The sequence below is a fragment of the Amycolatopsis suaedae genome (assembly GCF_004214935.1).
GTDB classification, from domain to species: domain Bacteria; phylum Actinomycetota; class Actinomycetes; order Mycobacteriales; family Pseudonocardiaceae; genus Amycolatopsis; species Amycolatopsis suaedae.
Map to the genome: position 1 here is coordinate 68,678 of NZ_SFCC01000009.1, position 23,428 is coordinate 92,105.

A 23,428-nucleotide genomic window follows, 5' to 3' on the forward strand; every position below is an offset into this window, starting at 1 on the left:
GCGGCACCCGCTGGAGCAAACCTGGAGCACGGGTACGCGTTCAGTTGAACCCCGCGGCATCGAAGTGGGATGAACAGTAGTGAACTGCCAGGGCATTCTCTGTTTGTGCTGGTAGGAGGCTTGCGTGGTCCTTGACTGGCAGTGAGGGGTCAGGGGTTCGAGTCCCCTTAGCTCCACAAGTTTTCATGATCGCCCGGTCTGCGTGTTCCCGCAGGTCGGGCGTTGTTTTGCACTCCGCAAACTCTTGTCCAGAGTGGACGTAGCTTCAGTTACTGTTCAGTAAGTGGAGTCGATTTGGAGCAGGCCCGTTCCCACGCGAAATGGGTCAGGACGCTGCACGGATTTGGTCGTCCATCCGGGTGGTCCTGTAAATGTTCTTTGAGGGCCGCGGTCCCCAACTGCGGCGCTAGCGTGGTGTCGCGGTGCGGTTGCGCTAGCTCGTTCGGCTAGTTCGGTCTCGATCCTGCGTGCTTGCAGGAATACCGACGGTACTTGAACCGCTGGCTAAGAGTCCCGAAACCGCTGTGTCGGATGGTGGAGTTGTCGGTGTAAGGGTTCAGGAGATGCTTGACCGTTCGTCCTCACTAGATGCTTGACGCCTGATAGCTGTTCGTGATCTTGTTCGGCGCGCACTTGGTGGCCGGCGAACGGGTGGGTTGTGGATCAGCAGGCGGTGGTCGAGTACCGGTACCGGGCGGTGTGCGAAGTGTTGGGCGGTTCGCCGATCACCGAGGTCGCGGTGCGCTTTGGCACGTCACGGCAGTCACTGGACACGTGGCGGCGGCGGTTCAAGGCCGATGGGATGGCCGGGCTGGCTGATCGCTCTCGGCGGCCGCATACCAGTCCGACCAAGGTGAGCGCTGAGGTCGAGGCGTTGATCTGCCGGTTGCGCCGCGAGCATCCGCGGTGGGGAGCGCGCCGGATCAGCCATGAACTGGCAAGCCACGACCTTGCGGTGGCGCCGTCGCGGGCCACGGTGCATCGCGTGCTGACCCGCAACGGGATGATCGATCCGCAGGCCCAGCAGCACCAACGCAAGTACAAACGGTGGTAGCGTCAGGCTCCGATGCATCTATGGCAGCTCGACATCGTCGGTGGCGTGCCGCTGGCCGACGGCCGCGAGTGCAAGCTGTTGACCGGCATCGACGATCATTCCCGGTTCGTCGTGATCGCAACCGTGCTGGTCACGCCGTCCGCGCGGGAAGTGGCTGAGGCGTTCATCGCGGCGATGCGCTGCTACGGCGTGCCCTCGGAAGTGTTGACCGACAACGGAGGCCAGTTCACCGGCCGCTATCTCAAGCCGCTGCCGGTGGAGGTGTTGTTCGAGAAAATCTGCCGCGACAACGGCATCAAGCAACGATTGACCAAGCCACGTTCACCGACCACGACCGGCAAGATCGAGCGGTTCCACAAGACGCTGCGCACCGAGTTCCTCGACCACGTCGCGCCGTTCGAGTCGATCACCGCCGCGCAGGAAGCCGTCGACGCCTGGATCGCGGCCTACAACCACCAGCGCCCGCACCAGGCGCTGGACATGGCGGTCCCCGCCAGCTTGTTCCGCCCGAACGGGCCGACCCGTCTCGAGCCCGCAGTGCCAGCGCTGGCCCAGGAGCCGCAAGAGCGGGAACCGTCGTCCTTGGTGATCGGCGTGATCGAGCCGCCACGACACCCGGGCAAGGACGGTGCGGCCGTCGAGTTCGAAGTCCGGGTGTCTCCCGCCGGTGACGTCCAGGTCCGGTGGGGCAGGCAGGTCGTGTCGTTGCACCAGAGTATGGCCGGCCGCACCGTGACCGTCTGGGCGGACCTGCGCAGCATCCACGTCAGCTGCGACGGGCATGTCATCCGGACCGCCCCATCCCGGCTGCGGCCGGAAGACCTCAGCTACCTGGCTATGCGCGGCGCCCGCCCTGCCGGACCGGCGCCCGAGCGGGCGGCACTGCGCCGCGCCAACGGCACAGCCTTCCTCGAGCCCGGCCAGATTGTCGAGATCGACCGCGCCGTGACTAAGGACGGCGTAGTGAGCATCGGCGGGATCAACCACCTCGTCGGATTCGCCTGGGCCGGACGCAGAGTCACCCTGAGACTGGACGGCCGCCTGCTGCACGCCATCGCCGACAACGCCCTGATCGGCACCTGGCCCTGCCCGATCGGCACCGACAAGATCGGCCAGCTTCGCGGCGCACGGACCCCGTCCACCCCTCTGCCACCGCCCCCGTTGCCAGCCGGATCCCTTCGCGCGCAACGGAAAGTCCACGCCAGCGGACGCATCATGGTCGCCGGCCAAGGCATCAAACTCGGCCCCCGTCGCCGCGGCAAGATCGTCACCGTCGTCATCGAAGACACCCACCTACGAATCCTCCACGGCGAAGAAGAGATCGCCGTCCGCCCGCGCCGCAGCACCAAACCCATCACCCGCCTCCACGTCACCGGAGCAGGCGCCAAGCTCAACGAAACGTCAAGCATCTCCTGACGACAAGACGTCAAGCACGTCCTGAGCCCATACATTGACAGGATGGCGTATCCGTCGGCGACGAGCTTCTCCAAGGCGTTGCATCTCGGTCGTCCACTGAGGTTCCTTGGCGATGCCGCTTAGCGGCGGTGGTCGGCTGGCGAATCGCGCGAGCTATCCGTCCGAGTGCGGTCGGCGCAGTCCGTCCAGCACGAGGGTGATGATGTCGTCGGCCTCGGCCCGCCAATCGGGGCGGTCATGGGCCGCACCGATGCCGTGCAGCGCCATCATCACGGCACCGGCACCCACGTCGTCGCGAACGGCGCCATCCCGCACGGCGGCGGTCACCAGGTCGGTGACAGCCTGCTCCAGCGCCCGGCTGCCCTCGGCGAGGACACCCGAGCGATCGGCCATGAGCGTGGCCAGCGTCCTGGCCAGGCCCTCGTGTGCGGCTATGTGTTCCACCATTCCGCGCAGGAAGGTCGCCAACGCCTCCGCCGCGGGCAGCGTGGCCTGTAGCTGGCGGGCGCGGTCGCACAGCGCGGCGACCTCGCCGTGGTAGACCGCCTCGGCCAGCGCCTCCCGGGTGGGGAAATGGCGGTACAGCGTGCCTGTGCCCACCCCGGCCAGCCGAGCGAAGTCATCGAAGCGCAGGTCGAAGAAGCCTCCAGTGTCGAAGACCTCCCGGGCCGTTGCGAGCAGGGCCTCGCGCTTGCGTTGGGCGTCGGCCCGCAGGGGCTTTTCGGCGGACATGCGCTCCCTCGCGTTGACATATGGAGATGATCTCCATATTTTGGAAAGTGGAGATGACCTCCAAATCGATCGTACCGCACGAGGTGCAGTGTGAAGATCCTGATGTTCGGCCGAGGCGTGATCGCCACTGTCTACGGCTGGGTCCTGCAACAGGCGGGGCATGACGTCGAGTTCTACGTCCGGCCGGGCCGCGCGGCGACGTACGGAGACGCAGTGAACCTCGACCTGATCGATATGCGGCGTCGGGTGCGGGGACAGCGCGTCGCCGAGAAGTGGCCGGTGCGCTACCGCGAGGCGCTGGCGCCGGACCACGACTTCGACCTGATCGTGCTCAGCGTGCCGCACCACCGCCTCCCGGAGGCGACGGCCTTCCTGGCCCCGCGTGTCGGCCAGGCCACGGTGCTGGTCTTCGGCAACCTCTGGACCGAGCCGCTCGCCGCAATCGGCACACTCCCGCCCGACCAGATCGCCTGGGGCTTTCCCCAGGCCGGTGGCGGTTTCGGCGCGGACGGCGTGCTCCACGGGGCACTGCTGCGGTCGGTCGTCTTCGGCACCCTCGGCCAGCCCCCGACCGACCGGGAGCAGGCCGTGCGCCAGGCGTTTCGCGAGGCCGGGCTCCGGATCAAGGAGCGGCCTGACTTCCGCGGCTGGCTGTGGGTCCATTTCGTGTCGGATGCCGGCATGTTCTCGCAGGGCCTGCGGCGGGGTTCCCTGTCCAAACTGGCCGGGGCAAGGGGCGACCTGCGCGAGGCGTTGCTGGCCGGCCGCGAGCTGCTGCCGCTCCTCCAGGCGCGCGACCTCGACCTGCGACGGCACCGGGGCGGTCTGCTGCCGTTCCGGGCGCCCACCTGGCTGACGGCACCCGCGCTCGCCTGGCTGACTACTCATGTCCCGCTCGCGCGCGTGAGCCTCACGATGCACGACGACCCCGACGCCGAGGAGCCGCGCGAGGTCTGCCGGGACGTCCTGGCCGAAGCACGACGGCTGGGCATCTCCGTACCGCGTTTGGAAGCGGCGGAACCGAACTTCGCCCGCGAGGAGACGGGTCGAGTCTGACTTTACCGATGTTGTCGGTCCCGGTGGTCCGGCCGGTCTCGCGGGTACCGTATTGAACGACCGGCGGTTCAGCGCCGACCGGCAGCATCCGGACGTCCCTGCGCTGCCGCTGCGGATCCAGGAGATCGTCGACGGGCGGATCGACGCGCTGCAGGCCGGTCAGCGGCCGGTTCCGTCACTGGTGATTTGCGAGATGCTGGGTGTGCCCTACGCCGACCATGAGTTCTTCCAGGAGCAGACGGCGAAGACGTTCACGTCCGTTCGTCGGAGCGGCACCGCGCCGCTGACGCCTTCGGACGATATCGGCCACCCGGCCGATGTGGTCACGTGTGGTCGCGCGGCAGGCGTACCTCGAAACGAGCACCGCCGATCGGCGCGTCCGCCACGGTGACCCGGCCCCCATGGGCACGGGCCACCCGGTCGACCATCGCCAGGCCCAGGCCGAATCCGCCGGTGGTCGCCGTACGGCTGGCGTCCAGCCGGTGGAAACGGTCGAACACCCGGCGCCGGGCGTCGGCCGGAACGCCCGGCCCGTCGTCGTCGACCGTCAGTACCGCCTCATCGTCCACAACGGACAGACCGACGGCCACCCGGGATACCGCGTGCCGGTCGGCGTTGTCGAGCAGGTTGCGGACCAGCCGGGCCAGCTGCGGCTCGTTGCCGTTCACCGCGACCGGTGCCTGCTCGACCGTCAGCTCACAACGGCGCACCGCGTGCAGCTCACCGGTCACCACCTCGTCGAGACGCAATGGTGTGACCGCCGGGTCCTGTTCGTCCAGGCGCGCCAGGGTGAGCAGGTCGCCGGTGAGCCGTTCCAGCCTGCGATGGTCATCGAGCAGCCGCCTGCCGAGGGCGGGCCAGTCCGCCGCCTCCGGCCGGGCGAGCGTCACCTCGATGTCGGCACGCATCGCGGCCAGCGGGGTGCGCAGTTCGTGCGAGGCGTCCGAGACGAACTCGCGCTGCCGCCGCGCCCCCTCGTCGATGCGGTCGAGCATCTCGTTGAGCGTGCCGGACAGACGCGCCACCTCGTCGGCGGTGGACGGCTCGGGCAGCCGCTCGTTGAGCGTCGAGTGGCTGATCACCTCCGCGCGCCTGCGGATGTCCTCGACCGGCCGCAGCGCGCGGTTGACCGCGAACCAGGTCAGCGCACCGACGAACACCGTCAGCACCGGTGCCGCCACCAGCAGTGCGTCGATCACCACCTCCACACCGTTCGCGGCCGGTCCCAGCCGGGACACCGCGACCACCGTGCGGTCACCCACCGGGGTGGCCACGGTGCGCCAGGCGACCACCGCGTCGGCCGCGGTGTCGCTGCCCGCGTCCTGCTGCCGCGCCTGCGCCGCCGCCCTCGCCTCGCGGACGGCGTCGGGCACGTCGCGGACGGGGGACGCCGGGAGCTGCTGGATCAGCCGCCCAGCCTCGTCCTGGATCTGGATCACCGTGAGGTAACCGGGCGAGGACAGGTCCGCGCCGGGCGCGCGGCCGTCCCGCAGTGCCTCGGCGACCGCGTCGACCTTCCGCGACGCCTGTTCCTCCAGCTCGCCGACGAGGGTGCTGGACATGCCGGTCACCAGCCAGACCGAGGCCGCGGCGAGCGCGAGACCGACCGCGACGGTCACCACCAGCACCAGCCGGATCCGCAGGCCGGCCCTACGCATCGGGATCGACCAGCCGGTAGCCCAGGCCACGCAGGGTCTGGATGCGTCCCGCCCCGAGCTTGCGGCGCAGGAACGACACGTACACCTCGACCACGCTGGTGTCGGTCGACGACTCCAGCCCCCAGACCGCGTTGACCAGCCTGTCCTTGGACAGCACCCGGCCGCGGTTGCGCAGCAGCACCTCCAGCAGGGCCCGCTCCCTCGGCTGCAGGGACACCGGCGAACCGTCCACTGTGCACTCGCCGGACTCCGGGTCGAGCACCAGGCCGCCATGGCTGAGCATCCGCGGCCGGGGTGTGGACCCGCGACGGGCGAGTGCCCGGAGCCGCGCGATCAGCACCACGAAGGAGAACGGTTTGCGCAGGTAGTCGTCGGCGCCGACATCCAGGCCGCCGGCCTCGTCGTGTTCGCCGTCCTTGGCGGTCAGCATCAGGATCGGGATCCACACCCGTTCCGACCGCAGCCGCCGCGCCACCTGGTAACCGTCCAGCGACGGCAGCAGCACGTCGAGCACGACCACGTCGTGCGCGCCCTCCCGCGCCTGCCAGAACCCGTCGGCGCCGTCGTGCACCACGTCGACGTCGAAGCCCTCGGCCGTCAGCCCGGTCTCCAGCACCTCGGCCAGCCGTGGATCGTCCTCGACGACCAGCACCCTCATCGCCACCACCCCGCCCAGACGATCGCGTGGCCACCTTAGCTCCGGCTTAGTTCAGCCGACGCAAAGGAAACGCTGCCAGCCTGGCGCCTCCCGACCTACACGGAGGTGGAGAAGTTGTCGCAAGCCAACTGGACGAGCCGGGCGAGATGGCTCGGCACCGCCCTGGCGACGGTGATCGTCGCACTGGGCCTGACCGCACCGCCCGCTGCCGCGGCGGGACCGCCCGAACTGACCGGGGCCACCGGGATCGCCGGCGGCCGTGGCCACACCTGTGCCGTCGTGGGCGACGGCCGGGTTCAGTGCTGGGGAGGCAACGCCTCCGGCGAACTCGGCAACGGCTCGACCGACCGCGAGCTGTCCCCGGTCGAGGTCACCGGTCTGGCCAAGGTGAGCGCGGTGACCGTCGGCGGGGACCACACCTGCGCCCTGACCCTGGCGCGGACCGTGTATTGCTGGGGCGCGAACGCCTCGGGCCAGCTGGGGGACGGCACGACCACGCAGCGGCCGGCCCCGGTGCCGGTCCGTGGACTGGTCGACGTCGCGGCAGTGGCCGCGGGCCGCAACCACACCTGCGCCGTCAAGCGGGACGGCACCGCCCACTGCTGGGGCGCGAACGACCGTGGCCAGCTCGGTGACGCGACCACGACCGGCAGGCCGCTGCCGGCGCCGGTGAGTGGCCTGACCGGCGTCACCGACATCGAGGCGGCGGACGCGTTCCACACCTGCGCGCTGACGGCGGACGGCTCGGTGTACTGCTGGGGGTGGAACCAGCTCGGTCAGCTCGGTGACGGCAAGCAGAACGACCCGCCCGATCCCAACCGCGCCAATCCCACGCCGACCCGGGTCGTCGGGATCGCCGGTGCGACCGCGGTAGCGGTGACCGGCGCCGCGAACGCCTGCGCACTACTGGCCGGCGGCTCGGTCAGGTGCTGGGGCTGGAACACCTTCGGCCAGCTCGGCGTCGGCGGGACCCCGTCCGGCTCGATCACCGACGGTACCCACAGCGCCACGCCACTGACCGTGCTGGGCCTGCCGCCGGTGACCCGGATCAGCGAGGCCAGCGGCACCGGGCAGGCGTGCGCCGTCACCGCCGACGACCGGCTGTACTGCTGGGGACACAACGGCCTCGGCCAGATCGGCGACGGCGGCAACCAGCACCGGTCGCTGCCGGTCCAGGTCCTGACCGGCGTGCGTGCCGTCACCGGCGGGGCCGACCACACCTGTGCCCTCATGGCGGGCACGCACAGCCTGCGCTGCTGGGGGCACAACAACGAGGGACAGCTCGGCGACGGCACCACGGCCAACCGGCCCACCCCGTTCCCGGTACTGCTGGCTTCGGCCGTGAACCGGCCCACCCCCGCCGTCGTGGCGGGCACCGGCGGCGCCGTGGCCGTCGGTGCGGGTTCCGGCCACACCTGTGCGATCGTCGCCGGTGGCGCGGTGAAGTGCTGGGGCGCGAACGCCCGGGGTCAACTCGGCACCGGGAGCACGGGCGGTCCGAGCACGTCGCCGGTGACCGTTGCCGGGCTCACCGGGGCGTCCGCCATCACGGCAGGCCTGGACCACACCTGCGTGATCGTGGCGGGTGGCCAGGTGAAGTGCTGGGGCTGGAACGGGTTCGGACAGCTCGGCGACGGCGGTTACGTCACCCGTCCCGAACCGGTCACGGTGAGCGGGGTGACGGGCGCGACGGCGATCAGCGCGGGCAGCCAGCACACCTGCGCGGTCGTGGCCGGCGCCCAGACCCGCTGCTGGGGCCACAACTTCGTCGGCAGCCCGGTCGGTGTTCCGGGTGGTTCCGGTGGCGGCCCGATCTCCCAGCCGGTCCCGGTCGCCGTCACCGGCCTGACCGGGGCGACCACGGTGACCGTCCGGCGTGGCCACTCGTGTGCGGTCACCGCGCCGGACGATCAGGCCCGGTGCTGGGGATACGGCGTCAACGGCCAGCTCGGCAACGGCACCCCGGCCGCGGGCCCGGTGCCGGTGCCGGTGTCGGGTGGGGCGGGCGTGAGCGCGCTGGCCGCCGGTGGTGACCACGGCTGCCTCGTCGCGGGCGGCTCCGTCCGCTGCTGGGGCGTCAACCACTTCGGTCAGGTCGGCGACGGCACCACGACCACGCGGATGACACCGGTGCCCGTCGGCGGGCTGTCCGGCGTGACCTCCGTGGCCGCGGGCAGTGACCACAGCTGCGCGGTCGGCACGGGCGGGACCGTGGCGTGCTGGGGCTGGGGAGCGCACGGTCAGCTGGGCAACGGCTCGCTGATCGGCAGCACCACCCCGGTGGCGGTGCCGGGAGTGTCCGGCGCGGTCTCCGTCTCGGCGGGCTGGCGGCACAGTTGCGCGGTGCTCGGCACCGGCGGCGTGACCTGCTGGGGCGGCAACGAGTCGGGCCAGCTCGGCGCGACGGCCTAAGCCGCGCCAAAGGGCAGGACGGGATGGTGAGGTCATGCGAACACGACGAATCCACCTCACCATCCTGTCCTGCCTGCTGGCACTGGCTGCCTGCGGTTCGGAAGACCCCGGTGAGCACAAGGAGAACAGCACTCAGCAGAGCTTGCTGGGCTATGCCTCGTGCATGCGTGAGAACGGGATCGACCTGCCGGACCCCGCCGAGGGCGACCCGGGCTCGCTGTACCAGGGAATCGACCAGACCACGCCCGCGTTCACCGCGGCACACACGAAGTGCGCACACCTGCTGCAGGGGCTGGTCGACGAGCGGCAGCAGCAGAACGGCGGCGACCAGGCACAGCAGCACGAGGAGATGCTGGCACTGGCCGCGTGCCTGCGGGAGCGGGGCATCGACGTTCCCGATCCCGTTCAGGGAGCCGAGAAACCGTTCGGGGACAGTCTCGACAGGACGGACCCCGCGGTGGCCGAGGCCATCAAGGCCTGCTCCACCCGGACACCGGCGAGCAGGTAGACGTGCGAGCCAAGATCGTGATCACCGGCCTCGCGGTGACCGTGACGGCCGGCGCCGTCACCGTGGTCGCCGTGCGCCCGTCGGACGAACCACCGCCCGCACGTCCGGCGACGTCCACAGTGGAGATACGGGAGCTGACCCGGACCGAGGTCCTGAGCGGCACACTGACCTATCGGGACCCACGCGAGCTGTCCTCGCCGAAGGGCGGCACCCTCACCTGGCTTCCGTCCGTCGGGCAGGACATCGCTCCCGGATCGGTTCTGCTGTCGGTCGACACCCAGCCGGTCGTCCTGCTCGACGGCACCGTGCCGGCGTGGCGGGACCTGGCGCCGGGCGTGTCCGACGGGCCCGACGTCGCCCAGCTGGAGTCGTCACTGGCCGCGCTCGGCTACGACGTCGGCACCGCCGACGCGCGGTGGACCTCCCGGACGACGAAGGCGGTCAAGCGGTTCCAGGAGGAGACCGGTGCGGCGGAGGACGGCGTGCTCGCCCTCGGGGAGGTGGTCTTCACGAAAGGCAGCGTGCACATCGCCGAGGTCAAGGGCCACGTCGGCGGGAAGAACACCCCGGGCGTGCCGGTGCTGGCGGTGCAGAGCACCGACCGGGTGGTGACGCTGGAGCTCGACCCGGCCAAGCGTGACCTGCTCGGTCAGGGCGCGCAGGTCGGCGTCACGTTGCCGAGCGGGAAGGTGGTGCCTGGCCGGATCGCCACCGTGAGCACGGCCCTCACACCGAACGCCCAGGGCAAGAGCGTCCACGCGGTGACCGTCACCCTCGACGATCCGGCGACGGTGACCGCGCCGGCCCTGGCGCCCGTCACCGTGCGCCACACCGCGACGGTGGCAGCCGGCGTCCTGTCCGTTCCGCTGTCGGCGATTCTCGGCGTTCCCGGTGGCGGCTACGCCGTCGACGTCGTCGCCGGCGACGGTGCCGTCACGCGGGTCCCCGTGGAACTCGGCGCGTGGGGCGACGGTCACGTGCAGGTCAGCGGAGCGATCGCCGCCGGTACGCGGGTGGAGGTGCCCGCATGACCCGGCCGGTGCTGGAACTCGTCGACGTCGTCAGGGAGTACCCGGGCGCCACCCCGGTGCCCGCGCTCGACGGCGTGAACCTGACGGTGACCAGCGGTGAGTGGGTGGCGATCGTCGGCCCGTCCGGCTCGGGCAAGTCGACCCTGCTCAACCTGATGGGCGCGCTGGACGAGCCCACCGCGGGCACCGTGCGGATCGACGGCCGTGACGTGCGGGGCCTGTCCGACCGGGAGCTGTCCGCACTGCGCGGCCGGTCCCTGGGCTTCGTGTTCCAGTCCTTCCACCTGCTGGCGCACCTCACCGCGGTCGACAACGTCGCCACGGCGCTGGTCTACCGGGGTGTGCCCGCTCGGCGGCGGCGGGCGGCCGCAGAGGACGCGCTGGACCGCGTCGGGCTCGGTCACCGCCTCGGTCACCGGCCCGCGCAGCTGTCGGGCGGCGAGTGCCAGCGGGTGGCGATCGCCAGGGCGCTGGTCGCCGAACCCGCGCTGGTGCTGGCCGACGAACCGACCGGAAACCTGGACTCGCGCACCGGAACGGAGATCATGCGCCTGTTCGGCGCACTGCACGACGACGGAGTGACCCTGGTGCTCATCACCCACGACGAAGCCGTCGCCGGCGCGGTGCCACGCCGCGTGCACCTGCGTGACGGACGGGTGGTGGCGGACCGGTGAATCCCCGTTCGGTACTGACTCCCTCGGACGCGGTCGCCGTCGGTGTGGCCGGGGTGCTCGCCCAGCGTGGGCGGGCCCTGTTCACCGCGGTCGGCATCGCCATCGGAATCGCCGCGATCGTCGGTGTCGTCGGCATTTCCGCTTCCTCCAAGGCCAACGTGCTCTCGGTACTCGACCAGCTCGGCACCAACTACCTCACCGTGACCCCGGGCACCGTCATCGGCGGTGACGCCCCGGCTCAGCTTCCCGCCGAGGCGGACGACCGGTTGTCGCTCGTGGACGAGGTCCGGTCGGTGTCGGCCACCGCCCAGCTCGACGTGACCGTGCGCCGGTCCGACATGCAGCCGGCCACCAACACGAAAGGCACGGTCGTGCTGGTGGCGGAGGCGAACCTGCTCGACACCCTGCGGGCGACCGTCGCGCAGGGACGCTGGCTCGATCCCGGGCTGAACTACCCCACGGTGGTCCTCGGCGCCACTGCGGCCAGGCACCACGGCGTCGACCTCTCCCGGGGCGACCAGCTGGTGTGGCTGGGGGAGCAGTGGTTCGCGGTGACCGGGGTCCTGCATCCCGTACCGCTGGCGCCCGAGCTGGACGGCGCGGCGCTGCTCGGCACCGCGGTGGCGACGCAGCGGTTCGGCTACGCCGGTTCCCCGGGCACCGTGTACCTGCGAACCGACCCCGAGCACGTCGACGCGGTGGCGCGGGTGGCGGCGGCGACGGCTGATCCGGACAGTCCGCTGGAGGTCACCGTCACCCGCCCGTCCGACGCCCTGGAGGCGCGGGCGGTCACCGACAGCGCCTTCACCACGCTCCTGCTCGGCCTGGGCGGGGTGGCGTTGCTGGTCGGCGGCGTCGGCATCGCCAACGTCATGGTGATCTCGGTGCTGGAGCGCAGAACCGAGATCGGGGTGCGCCGGGCGCTGGGAGCCACCCGGGGGCACATTCGCACGCAGTTCCTCGTGGAGGCCCTGGCGCAGGCGGGAACCGGCGGTGTCGCCGGGGTGCTGCTCGGGGCGGCCGTCACGGCCGGCTACGCCACGGCGATGGGCTGGCCCGTCGCCCTGCCCGTCGAGGCGCTGGGCGCCGGGATACTGGCGGCGCTCGCCGTCGGTGGCCTGGCCGGGCTGTACCCGGCCGGCCGCGCCGCCCGCCTGCAGCCCGCCGACGCGGTGCGGCCCACCTGAACTTCACCGGGACTCTGGCGTCCGGTGCCGTGGGGACCCTTCCGATAAACCACCGTTCTGAGCCGCGCGTGTTCAGTAGGTGGGCCGCCTGCCGACGGCGAGCACGGCGACCGGCGTCTGCCAGGATGGCGCGGTGAACGCGACGACACGAAGCCTGCGGTTGATCGGGTACTGGCTCGGTCCTGAGGCGCCTGGGTGGCCGGACGTCCGGATGTTCGTCGATCCATCACTTGACTCCGCGCTGCGCGATCGAGTGGTGACCTACCTTCTCGGCGGAAGCGTGTTCGTCGCTGCCGCCGGCCCGTCGTTCTGCCGTATCTGCGGGCAGGCCAACGGGAGCGTGGAGTTGACCGATGGCGTTCGCTTCGTCTGGCCGGAAGGGCTCGCGCACTACGTCGAGGCGCACAACGTCAGACTGCCGGCCGAGGTCACCGGGGCGATGACCATCGCCCCGCAGCCGGTGGACGTCACCGATTTCGAACGCCGCCTGCTCGACACGAACGAGCTGACAATCGACGCGGACTGGTGGCGAGATCTCAGGGGCCGCTGAAAGCCCGGGCGGGGGGCTGGCTCAGCCGGCGATCGGTCGCTCTGCCGGCGCCTCCGGCGCTGGGGTGGTTGGCCGGTACCGTACGTTGACCTCCGCGCTGGGGCCGGTCTCGCCGACCCGGTGGAGATGGATCGGTTCGCCGCCGGGGTTGTGGTAGAGCCGGATGCCCTCGCCCAGCAGGACGGGTGCGATGTGGAGGTCGATCTCGTCGATCAGTCCCAGATCGAGTAGCTGGGTGCCGATGCTCGGGGAGTGCACTTCGAGGTTCTTGCCCCCGGCGGCCGCCAGCGCGATCCGTACCGCCTCCGCGGGACCACAGTCGAGGAAGGTGACCCCGTCGGCGGGTGTCGCGTCCTCGGGGTGGTGGGTGAGCACGAAGATCGGTCCGTCCCAGTCGCCGCCGTACGGGCGGGCCCCGGCAGCGGCGGCGATGTCCCAGCCGTCCCTGCCCCCGAGCACGGCGCCCGTGGTGGTGACGTACTCGTCTTCCAGGCCCGGGCGGTTCGTCCCGGCCATCCAGTCCATCGCGTGGTCCGGACCCGCCACGAAGCCGTCCAGCGACATCGTGAAGTGCCAGAGAACCTTTCCGTCCGCGGTCTGCGGTGTGGTGTCGTTCATGGCTTAGAGCCTGCCGCCGACGTGGTCCGCTCGGCAGGTCCACTACCTGAGTGGTGGAGTGGACCATTCGGCGGACTGGCGGCGAGGGTGGCGCCGATGGGGGTGCGGGTGTAGAAGGTGCGGCCGGCGAGGGGGAGATCCCGGTACGGCGTTGGATCAGGGAGATCGGCCGGATCCAGATCGGCGACTACATCGAACGTTTCACGTCCTCATTGGACTACTGGTCAGCTGATCAGTACGCCAGAAGCTGGCAGGACGCGTTGGCGACCCCTCGGCCGTTCGATTCATGTGGGGCTGGCCGTTGTACCGGGCTGGCGAGGTTGTTTATGTCCACGACAACCTGATAATTCCCGACGAGCTGTCCTCGCCGTTCGATCTGGAGAGACCGTGGCAGTCGATTCCTGAGCGCACCGTTGTCGACGAGGATGGGAACGCGGTGTCCGAGTGGGTAACGTCCATGGGGGAAATAAGAGACTTCCTCGCCGGTCGCACCTAGCGCGGGCGCGCCGTGCTGTACGGCAGCATCGTAAGCGGAGTTCACCCGGCCGTCACACGGTTTCGTGCTGTGCAGCCAGATCGGGGATGACCAGGTCGGCGAGTACGGCGCTGACCGTGGTGATCACTCCGACGATGATGATCAGGATGCGTGGCAGGGCCATCGGGTGAGCGCTTCGGTGGTCAGATCGTCCAGGTGTAGGCAGGGGTGATCGAGCGTTCGAAGAACGAGCCGGGCAGGAGGGGCAGCACGGCGTCGCGCAGGGCGGTCAGTCGTGGGGAGGACCAGTGCGCGGCAGCACCGGCCTGGCGGGAGCGGCGGGCGATCAGCTGGGTGCGTGGTCTGCGGGCGTGGTCGTATTCCGCCAGCCCCGCGGGCACGCCGAGGGTGTCCACCGTGGTGGCCAGGGTGACGGCGTCTTCGAGGGCCTGGCAGGCGCCCTGGCCGAGGTTGGGGGTCATGGCGTGTGCGGCGTCGCCGAGGAGCGCGACCCTGCCGGAGACGTAGGTGCGCAGGTTCGGCAGTTCGTAGGTGTCGTGTTGCAGCGCCGACTCCGCGGAGTCCAGGAGTGCGGGAACGGGGTCGTGCCAGCGTGCGAAGCGTTCGCGTAGCCGGTCCAGTCCGATGTGGGAGCCGGCGGGGGCGTTGGCCATCAGGTAGCAGTAGACCCGGCCGTCGGGCATGGGCAGGTACCCGAACCGTTCCCCGCTGCCCCAGGTTTCCACGCTTCCGTCGACGGGGTGGGGCGGTGCGATGAGGCGCCAGGTGGTGTACCCGACGTAGCGCGGCGCGGGGATGCCGGGCCAGACGGACCGCCGGGTCACGCTGTGCACGCCGTCCGCGCCCACGACGAGGTCCGCGGTGGCGGTGCCGCCGCTGTGCCGCACCGTGCCGTCGGGCCGCACGTCGTGCACGTCCGTACCGGGCCGCAGCGCGTGTGCGGGCAGGGCCGCGCGCAGCAGGTCGACCAGGGCGGCGCGGTGCACCGTCACCCACTGGCCGAACCGGCGTTTCAGGTCGTCGACGTCGTTGCGGATCAACCAGCTCCCGTTCACGCGGCGGACGCCCGCGAGCGGGTCGGCCAGCCCGCCGGAGCGCAGCGCGTCGCCCAGGCCGAGCATGTCCAGCGCGCGCAGGCCGTTGGGCTGGATCGACAGCCCCGCGCCGATCTCGGTGAACTCGGGCGCGCGCTCGAGGACCTCCACCGCCCAGCCGCGCTGGTGGAAGGCGACGGCCGCGGTCAGCCCGCCGATGCCCCCACCCACGATGATCACCTTCATCACTGACTCCTTAATACCGCTAGGCTAGCTTAGAACCATTAAGGCACTATAGGTGGTCTAAGGTGTCAACGGAGCGACGAGAGGAAGTGACGATGGCCGGGAGCGCCGGCGGTAGGCGGGCGAGGCTGCGCCAGGCCACGCTGGAGGAGATCCACGGGGCCGTGCGCACGCTGCTGGTCGAACAGGGACCCGCTGCGGTGACCATCAACGCGGTCGCCCGCCAGGTGGGCATGAGCGGCCCGGCGCTGTACCACTACTACGCGAGCCACGACGCGCTGGTCGGGGCGGTGACCGCCGGCTTCTTCCGCGAACTGACCGCCGCCATGGAACAGGCCCGTGACGCCCACGCCGATGCCCCGGCCGGGAACCGCATCCTGGCGGCCTGCCGGGCCATGCGTGCCTGGGCGATCGCCCACCCGGCCGAGTTCGGCTGGATCTTCGCCAGTCCGATCAGCGCGGCCAACCGGCAGTCGGGCTCGCCTCGCCAGCAGGCCGGGCAGCGGTTCGAGCAGGTCCTGCTCGATCTGACGGTCGAGCAGTGGCGGACCCGGCCGTTCCCGGTGCCCGACCCGGCCGGCCTGCCCGCGTCACTGCGGGAGCAGCTGGCCGCCTACTCCGCGAGCATCGACGGGCGCCTGCCACCCGGGGCCGCGCACGTCTTCCTGACCTGCTGGATCCGGCTGTACGGCCTGCTGTGCATGGAAGTCCTGCACCAGCTCGACTTCGCCTACACCGATCTGGAACCCGTCTTCGAGGAATGCCTGCGCGACCTCGCGGACGCCCTCGGGCTGGACGGTGTACCAGCCCGGCCGGGCGTCAGCGGGCCGGGACGAGTGCGATCACGGGAATGATCCGGTCGGTCTTTCGCTAGCGTCAGCGTCAACCACCCGAGGACGAAACTACGGAACCAAAGGCATTGCCCTGGACACAGAGCAAGGCCTAGCGGAGTTTCGCACAACCGACCCGGACGCCCCGACACCCCGTGCGCGGCCGAGCCGCACTGGAGGTTCGCAACGCGGGAACCTGCATCGCGGTAGAAGTTGCCGACACCGCCCGCGCGCTGATGCTCGCCACCACGCTCCACCGAACCCTGATCAGGTAACGCTCTCGTGGACCCGGATCAGTTACTTCTTCCGGCGGCCCCGTGACCGGGGCTTGGGCTGCTTCGCTTCTTCTTGGGCGACGTCGTAAGCGGTTACGATCTCGTCGGGGATCCGTCCTCGGTCGGAGATGGGCCAGTCGTTCTCGCGGGCCCATGCGCGGATAGTGCGGGAGCGTTCGCGGTCCGGAGGGGTTGCGGTCGCGAGGGCTTTCGGTGCTGTGGCCCGGGTTTTGCGTCCTCCGGTGCGTCGGCCAGCGTCGACGAACTGGGCGAGGTTGTCGCGGAGAGTGTCGGCGTTGTCGTCCGAGAGGTCGATTTCGTACGATTTCCCGTCCAGCATGAATGGGACTGTTTGTGTGGCCACGCTTCCATCGAGGTCATCGACGAGGTCGATCCGGACCTGTTTGGCCATTCGTTGTCCTCTGTCTTCGCGGGTAAGAAATCTATTGACGTGCAGCTATGGATAACCCTAACTCGGGCATCCCGGTCCGCGGGCGGCAGGGGCCGCTGCCAGCCAGTCCGCCAGATCCTGTCGCCCCGTCTGGGCGTCAAATGCAGAGTAGACAACCACGAGGGCGGTCGGTGCGACGCCTTCATTTCCTGTACCGCCGAGCGTGGCGCCGCCGGGGTGGAAGGCACACGATCGCCTCGGTCGCGCGCGTGAACCTCCCCGGCCACCGTCGCCGGGTATCGCGAGACCGGCGCCCCAGATCAGAATGTCGGCGCCCTCCTGCTGCTTCAGCACGGTGACCTGGGCGACGAGATCGGCGCCGGGGATGACGACCGTGGTCGAAGCCTGGGCGCGGGAACGCCCGGACCTGGATCTGGACGCGATCGCCGTCGCCGGCGTGGACGACGCGATGACGGCGCCCACCGCCAACGTCACCCGGCTGCTGTCGGCACTGAACGAGAAGCAACTCGGCACGCTCGACGGACTCCTGCAAGCGCCGGTGCGTGCTCTCGAGCCCCAGGCGTGAGGGCGCGGGTCACTCGATGAGGCCCTGCCGGTAGGCCTCGGCGACGGCGGAGGCGCGGTCGCGCACACCGAGCTTGCCGTAGATGTGCAGCAGGTGGGTCTTGACGCTGGCCTCGCTGATGAACAGGTTCCGCGCGGCCGTACGGTTGGTGTTGCCCTTGGCGACCAGCGTGAGCACGTCGATCTCGCGCTGGGTGAGTCCGCCCGCCGGTCTGCGCACCTTGCACATCAGCCTGTTCGCCGCCGATGGCGACAGGACCGGCTCGCCACGTGCGGCGCCGCGCACGGCGTGCAGCAGTTCCTCGGTGGGCGCGTCCTTGAGCAGGTAGCCCGTGGCGCCCGCCTCGATGGCGGGCAGCACGTCGCTGTCGGCGTCGAAGGTGGTCAGCACCAGCACCTTGGTCCTCGGCATGCGGGCACGCAGCCGCCGGATCGCCGCGATGCCGTCCATCCTCGGCATCCGCAGGTCCATCAGCACCAGGTCGGGGTCGAGGCGGTCCGCCATGGTCACGCCCTCCTCGCCGTCACCGGCCTCGCCGACGACCTCGACGTCGAACTCGGCCTCGAGCGCGCCACGCAGGCCGTCTCGGACGATGGGGTGGTCGTCGACGATCAACACTCTGATCGGTCGGGTCATGCCGGTCCTCCCTCGGACTCACGCACCAGCGGAAGCTGGAGGTTGATCGTCGTGCCCGTGCCGGGTTCGCTCTCGACGGTGAGCGTGCCGCCCAGCGACTCCACGCGCCGGCGCATGGCCCGCAACCCGAACCCGGTGCCATCGCCGCGGACACGACAGCGAGCGGGCTCGAACCCGGCGCCGTCGTCGTGGACGTCGAGCAGCACGACATTGTCCACATAGGACAAACTGATGCCGGCGCGCGTCGCACGCGCGTGCTTGCCGATGTTGTGCAGGGCTTCCTGCGCGGCGCGGTACAGCGCCGTCTCGGTCCCGGTGGCCAGCGGTACGGGCGCGCCGTGGACCCGTACGGTCACCGGCACGCTGCTGTCGGCCGACCATGTCCGCCCCAGCTCGGAGAGCGCGTCCGGCAGGCCGCCGCGGTCGAGTGCCTCGGGGCACAGCGCCAGCACCGAGCGCCGGGCCTCGGTGAGGCTGTCCCTGGCCAAGGTCTTCGCCCTGGTCAGGTGCTTACGGTGGGCGACGGTGTCGGCGCCGGTGCGCTCGGCGGCCTGGAGCTGGGCCACCACGCCGGACAGTCCCTGGGCCAGTGAGTCGTGGATCTCCCCGGCCAGCCGCCTGCGTTCCTCGGCGACCCCGGATTCGCGGGCATGACGCAACAGCTGGGCCTGCAGCTGGGCGCTCTCCCGCAGCGAGGCCGCCAGCTCGGCGTTGGCCCGGCGGCGTTTCTCGCTCTCGGTGCCGACCAGCCAGCCCGCGTGCAGCAGCGGCGCGCACACCGACAGCAGCAGCACCCACAGTGGAACGGCGGGCTCGGGTTCGAACCCGTAGATCACCAGCAGCGGCAGCACCGCGGTCGCCGCGACGCCGAAGAAGCTCCACCGGGGTCGGAGCAGGGCGAAGGCGAACGGGTAACCCACGGCGGCGAAGGCGATGAACGTGCCGTCGCGGACCACCAGTGCCGTGCCGAGCAGGAGCAGGCCGGCGTAGTAGACGGTCACCAGCCGCCAGTCCTGCCGCCGGGGAAACACCTCCAGCATGCCGAGCAACCACACGGCGGCCACCCCGACGAGCCCCAGCGTCACCGCCCAGTCCCGGTGGGTCAGCGCGTGGGCGAGCACCGCCGCGACGGTGGTGCACGCGAGCACGCCGAGGCCGACGAGCGTGAACGTCCACGCCGCCCTGCGCACCTGCGTACCGCCGAGTTCACTCGGTGAGACTCCAACCACGGACGCGATTATCACCACGGCGGGAGAAACGATCGTCCACTTCGCATCGGGACCGATGGCGAATCGATGACCAGGCAGTTCAACCGGGTGGCCTACGTCACGCGGCTACTCATCCGATAGGCGGACGACACCGGTCGGCTGATCGGCATCCACCGTCCGGTGCGGCCCATCGGCTGATCCCGTGGGCGTGGCCGCCCGGCCAGTATCGGCATGCCGGACAGGTGAACAGCGGGAGCGTGCGATGCGGCGTGGTCGAAGACTCGGGTTGGCCGGGCTGCTGGCGTTGGCACTGCTGGTGCCACCGCCGGCCATCCCCCCTCGGCCCGGCCAACCCGTCCTCCCCGTCGATCCGGTCGCGGCGGCCCGCGAGTCCGGTGCGCCGGTCGAGGTGACCGCCCTGCGTTCGGAGTACGCCGACGTCTTCGCCAACCCGAGTGGAACCTTCACCCGCAGGCAGTACGCCGTCCCGCGCCGTGCCCGCACCGCCACCGGCTGGGCGCCGATCGACACGACCCTGCGGGAGCACGCCGGCGCCGTCGTCGCGGGTGCGACGGTGCCCGGCCTGCGCCTGTCCACGGGCGGTGACGGCCCGCTGCTGCGGATGACCAGCGACGGCAGGCAGTTCGAGGTGGACTGGCCCGCTCCACTGCCGCGGCCCGTGCTGGACGGTGCCACCGCCACCTACCCGGGTCTGCTGCCCGGAGCCGACCTGCGGCTCACCGCGCTGCCCGACGGTGTGCGCACCGAGTGGCTCGGCACCGTTCCCGCGACGGCGAGATTCACCGTGCGCGCCACCGGCACGACGCCGCGCGTCGAGGACGGGAGCACGCTGGTCGCCGACGGCTTCGTCAGTGCGGGCGACGGACCGGCCGGTGACGGCTGGGTCGCGGCCAATCCGACCCGGCACTGGATGACCAACTGGGGTGGCTGGACCTCGGTGATGAAGGAGGAGCCGCATCAGGCCTACTGGAACGGCAGCGGACTGGGCAGTGACACTCGCGCCAGAGCCGGGTACTCCAACTGGCCGAGCAGCGAGGCGGGCAGGCGCAACGTCACGTTCCGGTCCTACTTCCAGTTCAACCTCACCGGCATGGCCGGCAAGGACATCGTGCACGCCGAGGTCAACGTCTTCGCCGCGTACGCGCCGTCCTGCCAGCCCCGCAGGGTCCGCATGATCGAGACCCAGCAGGTCGGGGTCGGCACCAACTGGAACTCCATGCCTGCCGAGGAGGCGGACCTTGGCTACCACGACGTCGCCTACGGCTGGCCCGGCTCGACCGACCCGAACTGCGGCGGCAGGTTCATCGGGTTCACCGCCACCGGAGCGGTCGCCCACGCGGTACGCACAGACCCGTACCTGACCACGATGCTTCGAGCCGACAACGAGAGCGACCCGTACGCCTGGAAGAAGTTCGACGTGCCCAACGCCCACGTCGCGGTGGAGTACAACACTCCGCCCGACGCGCCGGGCGCGATGCTGGTCGAGCACGACACCCCGTGCGCGGTGCAGCCGAACGAACCCTACGTCGGCTCGGACAGCCCGGTGCTGCGGGCGTCGGTGTCCGATCCGGACGGTGGCGCGGTCGCCGCGCAGTTCGAGTGGCGTACCCGCGGCGCACCGAACCCGCTGGGCGAGTTCACCACGCCGATGCAGCAGTCCGGCAGCCAGCACACCGCGGCGATCCCACGTGGCCTGTTCGGCGACGGTGGGCGGATCGGCTGGCGGGTGCGTGCCTTCGACGGGCGTACCCACGGGCCGTGGTCGGGGTTCTGCGACATCACCGTCGACCGCACCCCGCCGGACAAGGCCGCCCTGGTGTCGTCGGCGACGCACCCGCCCGGTGAGATCGGCGGGCCGGTGGGCACACCGGGCACGTTCACGTTCGACGCCGCCGGGGTCACCGACGTCAGCGGGTTCACCTACGGCCTCGTCGACGTCGAAGACCACAAGGTCACCGCCGTCGGCGGCAAGGCGACCGTCACCGTCACCCCGACCAGCGACGCACCGCAGACGCTGTTCGTCCGCAGCATCGACCGCGCAGGGCACCGTGGTCCGGAAGCCGTCTACCGGTTCCGCGCCAACGGCAGGCTGGAGCCACCGGTCCGGCACTGGCGGGCCGACGGCAGACATCCCGAACGGATCGTGCCCGACTCCGGCGCGCGGCGCCGTGACCTCGTGTTCGCCGAGAGGGAGGCCACCTGGACACCAGGCAGGCACGGTGACGCGCTGCGCTTCGACGGCGGGGGAGGGCACGCCGAGGCCGGCCCCGGTTCCGGTGTGGACACCTCGCGGACGTTCTCGGTGTCGGCGTGGGTGCGGCTGGACCGGCTGGACGGCACCTGGCGCACCGCGGTCAGCCAGGACGGCGGCCTGCCCGGTGACGCTGGCAACCGCGCCAGCGGGTTCTATCTGCAGTACCGCAGCGACACCCGGCAATGGGCGTTCACCGTGCCGTCGGCGAACAAGGACAACTTCGGCGACGACCGCGTCTCGGCCAGCGTCCCGGTCGTGGCGGGCGCATGGACGCACCTGGTCGGCATGCACGACCCGTCGCGGGGCCGGATCCTGCTCTACGTCAACGGCGCACTGGCCGGGGAGAAGGCCTTCACCACCCCGTGGCGGGCCGAGGGCGGTGTCCAGCTCGGCCGGGCGCGGTTCAACGGGGCACCGGTGGACTTCTGGGACGGCGCGGTCGACGACGTGCGGATCTACGACCGGCTGCTGATCGACACGCCGGTGGGCGGAAGCGGCACGCCCTCGGAGATCGACGAGCTCGCCGGGCGGCCCGCCGCGGAGGCGGGGCGCTGGTCGTTCGACGAGGGCGCGGGTGCGGTCGCCTCCGACAGCGCGGGCCGCTACCTCGACGCCACGCTGTCCGGCGCGAGCTGGGCACCCGGCAAGAACAGCCCGCACAGCGCCCGGTTCGACGGCGTGGACGACCACGCCTCGGCCACCGGCCCCGCCGTGCGCACCGACGGCGCGTTCACCGTCAGCGCCTGGGTCCGGCCGGCAGCACTGGGAACGGTGCCGATGACGGCGGTCGGCCAGGACGGCGTGTTCCGGTTGGGCTACGATGCGGCCACCCGGCGCTGGGCGTTCACCGTGGACACCGGCAGCGCGACGGTGCGGGCGGCGTCCACGCAGGCTCCGGTGACCGGCGAGTGGGTCCGGCTGACCGGGATCCACAACCCCGCCACCCGGGTGATCGAGCTGTACGTCGGCGGACAGCTGACGGCCTGGGCGAGCGTGCCGGCGCTGACCGACGCCGCCGGCCCGCTGCGGGTGGGCAGAGCGAGCTCCGGTGAGTACTGGAACGGCTGGGTCGACGAGGTGCGGGTACACACCGGTGTCCGCTCCCTCGACGAGCTGTCGACCGAGATCAACAACCCCGAGCTGGACAAACCTCTGGTCCACAGTGGACTGAACCGTTACCTGGGGCACGACGGCGAGCACCGCACGGCCGGGCCGCAGCGCGTCCCGCCGGGTTACCGGCTCGAACACAGCCTCGGCTGGTTCGCCCCGCCGGGTGCGCCGGGCACCGCGCCGCTGTATTCCTGCCAGGTCGGCCCCGCCGACCAGTTCAGCTCGCTGGACCCGAACTGCGAGGGCTACCGGCGCCTCGCCGAGCTGGGACCGGTGTACCGCACGCCACCGGCGGACGAGCCGACGATCGAGGTGTACCGCTGCGTCACCACCGGTGGCGAGCACTTCGAGTCGCGCGACCCGTCGTGTGAGGGCCAGCGGCGGGAGTTCCTGCTCGGCCACACGCGGGCGTACGCCCAGCTGTTCCGCCACCTCCAGGAGGGCTTTCCGCACGACCACGTCAGCTCGCTCGGCCACGCACCCGGCGACTACCGGCCGGAGCTGGCGCTCGGGGTGGTCTCACTGGTGCCGCGGCCGGGCACCGTACCCCTCTACGCCTGCCGGTCCGGAACCGACGAGTTCACCTCGGCCGACGCCCGCTGCGAGGGCCGTTACCGCGAGCTGGGCTGGGTCTGGACCGCCCCACCAACGGAGGGCGAGAGCAGGCCGCTGGTCCGTTGCCGGGTGACCGGCTCGGGGGAGCGGTTCGACCTCGACAGCGAGTTCTGCGCCGGCCAGACCCACGACCAGACGCTCGGCCACCTGCTTCTTCGTCCCTGACCGCCCTGGA

At 70.9% G+C, this 23,428-nt stretch carries 19 protein-coding genes and 2 pseudogenes; 13 read left to right on the plus strand and 8 right to left on the minus strand.

The window, feature by feature from the left end; translation table 11 throughout:
- Positions 1–658: 658 nt before the first annotated feature.
- A pseudogene (locus EWH70_RS18530) lies at positions 659–2,470 on the plus strand (IS481 family transposase).
- Between the two features lie 153 nt (positions 2,471–2,623).
- Here the strand turns inward: EWH70_RS18530 and EWH70_RS18535 are convergent.
- The gene (locus EWH70_RS18535) at positions 2,624–3,202 is read right to left on the minus strand and encodes a TetR/AcrR family transcriptional regulator (protein ID WP_130476707.1); all 579 of its coding nucleotides are present in this window, start codon (positions 3,200–3,202) and stop codon (positions 2,624–2,626) included.
- Positions 3,203–3,292: 90 nt separating this feature from the next.
- Between EWH70_RS18535 and EWH70_RS18540 the strand changes: the two genes are divergently transcribed.
- Together EWH70_RS18540 and EWH70_RS18545 are read left to right on the plus strand one after the other, a co-directional pair.
- Positions 3,293–4,258 (plus strand): ketopantoate reductase family protein, encoded by a 966-nt coding sequence (locus EWH70_RS18540; protein WP_130476708.1) that lies wholly within the window; start codon positions 3,293–3,295, stop codon positions 4,256–4,258.
- 46 nt (positions 4,259–4,304) lie between these two features.
- A pseudogene (locus EWH70_RS18545) lies at positions 4,305–4,505 on the plus strand (cytochrome P450); the annotation flags it as partial.
- A gap of 76 nt (positions 4,506–4,581) precedes the next feature.
- Here EWH70_RS18545 and EWH70_RS18550 read toward each other — a convergent pair.
- Positions 4,582–5,916, minus strand: a complete 1,335-nt coding sequence (locus EWH70_RS18550) for a sensor histidine kinase (RefSeq protein WP_130476709.1) — start codon at positions 5,914–5,916, stop codon at positions 4,582–4,584.
- Positions 5,909–6,574, minus strand: coding sequence for a response regulator transcription factor (locus tag EWH70_RS18555; RefSeq protein WP_130476710.1), 666 nt, complete (start codon positions 6,572–6,574; stop codon positions 5,909–5,911). The genes EWH70_RS18550 and EWH70_RS18555 overlap by 8 nt, the downstream gene beginning before the upstream one ends.
- Before the next feature lie 114 nt (positions 6,575–6,688).
- On the opposite strand from EWH70_RS18555, the gene EWH70_RS18560 reads away from it, so the two are divergent.
- The 6 genes from EWH70_RS18560 to EWH70_RS18580 all read left to right on the plus strand — a co-directional run bounded on the left by EWH70_RS18560 (position 6,689) and on the right by EWH70_RS18580 (position 12,936).
- Positions 6,689–8,986: an RCC1 domain-containing protein gene (locus tag EWH70_RS18560; RefSeq protein ID WP_130476711.1), complete on the plus strand. Its 2,298-nt coding sequence runs from the start codon at positions 6,689–6,691 to the stop codon at positions 8,984–8,986.
- Between the two features lie 34 nt (positions 8,987–9,020).
- Positions 9,021–9,494: a hypothetical protein gene (locus EWH70_RS35510; RefSeq protein WP_165436328.1), complete on the plus strand. Its 474-nt coding sequence runs from the start codon at positions 9,021–9,023 to the stop codon at positions 9,492–9,494.
- A 2-nt stretch (positions 9,495–9,496) separates the two neighbouring features.
- Positions 9,497–10,525 (plus strand): peptidoglycan-binding protein, encoded by a 1,029-nt coding sequence (locus EWH70_RS18565; RefSeq protein WP_165436329.1) that lies wholly within the window; start codon positions 9,497–9,499, stop codon positions 10,523–10,525.
- A complete protein-coding gene (locus EWH70_RS18570) occupies positions 10,522–11,199 on the plus strand; it encodes an ABC transporter ATP-binding protein (RefSeq protein WP_130476713.1) in 678 nt (225 codons plus the stop codon). The genes EWH70_RS18565 and EWH70_RS18570 overlap by 4 nt, the downstream gene beginning before the upstream one ends.
- Positions 11,196–12,386: an ABC transporter permease gene (locus EWH70_RS18575; RefSeq protein WP_130476714.1), complete on the plus strand. Its 1,191-nt coding sequence runs from the start codon at positions 11,196–11,198 to the stop codon at positions 12,384–12,386. The genes EWH70_RS18570 and EWH70_RS18575 overlap by 4 nt, the downstream gene beginning before the upstream one ends.
- A gap of 133 nt (positions 12,387–12,519) precedes the next feature.
- Positions 12,520–12,936, plus strand: coding sequence for a hypothetical protein (locus EWH70_RS18580; RefSeq protein ID WP_130476715.1), 417 nt, complete (start codon positions 12,520–12,522; stop codon positions 12,934–12,936).
- Between the two features lie 21 nt (positions 12,937–12,957).
- On the opposite strand, the gene EWH70_RS18585 is transcribed toward EWH70_RS18580, so the two are convergent.
- Positions 12,958–13,554: a dihydrofolate reductase family protein gene (locus EWH70_RS18585; RefSeq protein ID WP_130476716.1), complete on the minus strand. Its 597-nt coding sequence runs from the start codon at positions 13,552–13,554 to the stop codon at positions 12,958–12,960.
- 247 nt (positions 13,555–13,801) lie between these two features.
- Here EWH70_RS18585 and EWH70_RS36710 point away from each other — a divergent pair, with 247 nt between their 5' ends.
- On the plus strand, positions 13,802–14,050 hold the full coding sequence (locus EWH70_RS36710; RefSeq protein ID WP_420809079.1) for a hypothetical protein: 249 nt from the start codon (positions 13,802–13,804) through the stop codon (positions 14,048–14,050).
- A gap of 182 nt (positions 14,051–14,232) precedes the next feature.
- On the opposite strand, the gene EWH70_RS18590 is transcribed toward EWH70_RS36710, so the two are convergent.
- Positions 14,233–15,330: an FAD-dependent monooxygenase gene (locus EWH70_RS18590; protein WP_130476717.1), complete on the minus strand. Its 1,098-nt coding sequence runs from the start codon at positions 15,328–15,330 to the stop codon at positions 14,233–14,235.
- Between the two features lie 92 nt (positions 15,331–15,422).
- Here EWH70_RS18590 and EWH70_RS18595 point away from each other — a divergent pair, with 92 nt between their 5' ends.
- Positions 15,423–16,181 carry a TetR/AcrR family transcriptional regulator gene (locus EWH70_RS18595; RefSeq protein WP_130476718.1) on the plus strand — a complete coding sequence of 253 codons (759 nt, stop codon included), beginning with the start codon at positions 15,423–15,425 and terminating at the stop codon, positions 16,179–16,181.
- 273 nt (positions 16,182–16,454) lie between these two features.
- On the opposite strand, the gene EWH70_RS18600 is transcribed toward EWH70_RS18595, so the two are convergent.
- Entirely contained in the window at positions 16,455–16,844 is a 390-nt protein-coding gene (locus EWH70_RS18600; protein ID WP_130476719.1) for a histone-like nucleoid-structuring protein Lsr2, read from the minus strand.
- Positions 16,845–17,208: 364 nt separating this feature from the next.
- Here EWH70_RS18600 and EWH70_RS18610 point away from each other — a divergent pair, with 364 nt between their 5' ends.
- Positions 17,209–17,409, plus strand: coding sequence for a hypothetical protein (locus EWH70_RS18610; RefSeq protein ID WP_130476720.1), 201 nt, complete (start codon positions 17,209–17,211; stop codon positions 17,407–17,409).
- 9 nt (positions 17,410–17,418) lie between these two features.
- Here EWH70_RS18610 and EWH70_RS18615 read toward each other — a convergent pair whose 3' ends face one another.
- Both EWH70_RS18615 and EWH70_RS18620 read right to left on the minus strand, forming a co-directional pair.
- Entirely contained in the window at positions 17,419–18,045 is a 627-nt protein-coding gene (locus EWH70_RS18615) for a response regulator (protein ID WP_130476721.1), read from the minus strand.
- Positions 18,042–19,274, minus strand: a complete 1,233-nt coding sequence (locus EWH70_RS18620; protein WP_130476722.1) for a sensor histidine kinase — start codon at positions 19,272–19,274, stop codon at positions 18,042–18,044. Before EWH70_RS18620 ends, EWH70_RS18615 begins: the two co-directional genes overlap by 4 nt.
- Positions 19,275–19,515: 241 nt before the next feature.
- Here EWH70_RS18620 and EWH70_RS18625 point away from each other — a divergent pair, with 241 nt between their 5' ends.
- Positions 19,516–23,418 carry a LamG-like jellyroll fold domain-containing protein gene (locus tag EWH70_RS18625; protein ID WP_130476723.1) on the plus strand — a complete coding sequence of 1,301 codons (3,903 nt, stop codon included), beginning with the start codon at positions 19,516–19,518 and terminating at the stop codon, positions 23,416–23,418.
- The last annotated feature ends 10 nt before the right edge of the window (positions 23,419–23,428 follow it).

Bases quoted from the DNA above. Each gene is read 5' to 3' on its own strand.
- EWH70_RS18610 (WP_130476720.1), top strand. From the start codon at position 17,209: ATGACGACCGTGGTCGAAGCCTGGGCGCGGGAACGCCCGGACCTGGAT.
- EWH70_RS18535 (WP_130476707.1), bottom strand. From the start codon at position 3,202: ATGTCCGCCGAAAAGCCCCTGCGGGCCGACGCCCAACGCAAGCGCGAG.
- EWH70_RS18555 (WP_130476710.1), bottom strand. From the start codon at position 6,574: ATGAGGGTGCTGGTCGTCGAGGACGATCCACGGCTGGCCGAGGTGCTG.
- EWH70_RS18595 (WP_130476718.1), top strand. From the start codon at position 15,423: ATGGCCGGGAGCGCCGGCGGTAGGCGGGCGAGGCTGCGCCAGGCCACG.
- EWH70_RS18585 (WP_130476716.1), bottom strand. From the start codon at position 13,554: ATGAACGACACCACACCGCAGACCGCGGACGGAAAGGTTCTCTGGCAC.
- EWH70_RS18570 (WP_130476713.1), top strand. From the start codon at position 10,522: ATGACCCGGCCGGTGCTGGAACTCGTCGACGTCGTCAGGGAGTACCCG.
- EWH70_RS18550 (WP_130476709.1), bottom strand. From the start codon at position 5,916: ATGCGTAGGGCCGGCCTGCGGATCCGGCTGGTGCTGGTGGTGACCGTC.
- EWH70_RS18590 (WP_130476717.1), bottom strand. From the start codon at position 15,330: ATGAAGGTGATCATCGTGGGTGGGGGCATCGGCGGGCTGACCGCGGCC.
- EWH70_RS35510 (WP_165436328.1), top strand. From the start codon at position 9,021: ATGCGAACACGACGAATCCACCTCACCATCCTGTCCTGCCTGCTGGCA.
- EWH70_RS18600 (WP_130476719.1), bottom strand. From the start codon at position 16,844: ATGGCCAAACAGGTCCGGATCGACCTCGTCGATGACCTCGATGGAAGC.
- EWH70_RS18615 (WP_130476721.1), bottom strand. From the start codon at position 18,045: ATGACCCGACCGATCAGAGTGTTGATCGTCGACGACCACCCCATCGTC.
- EWH70_RS18625 (WP_130476723.1), top strand. From the start codon at position 19,516: ATGCGGCGTGGTCGAAGACTCGGGTTGGCCGGGCTGCTGGCGTTGGCA.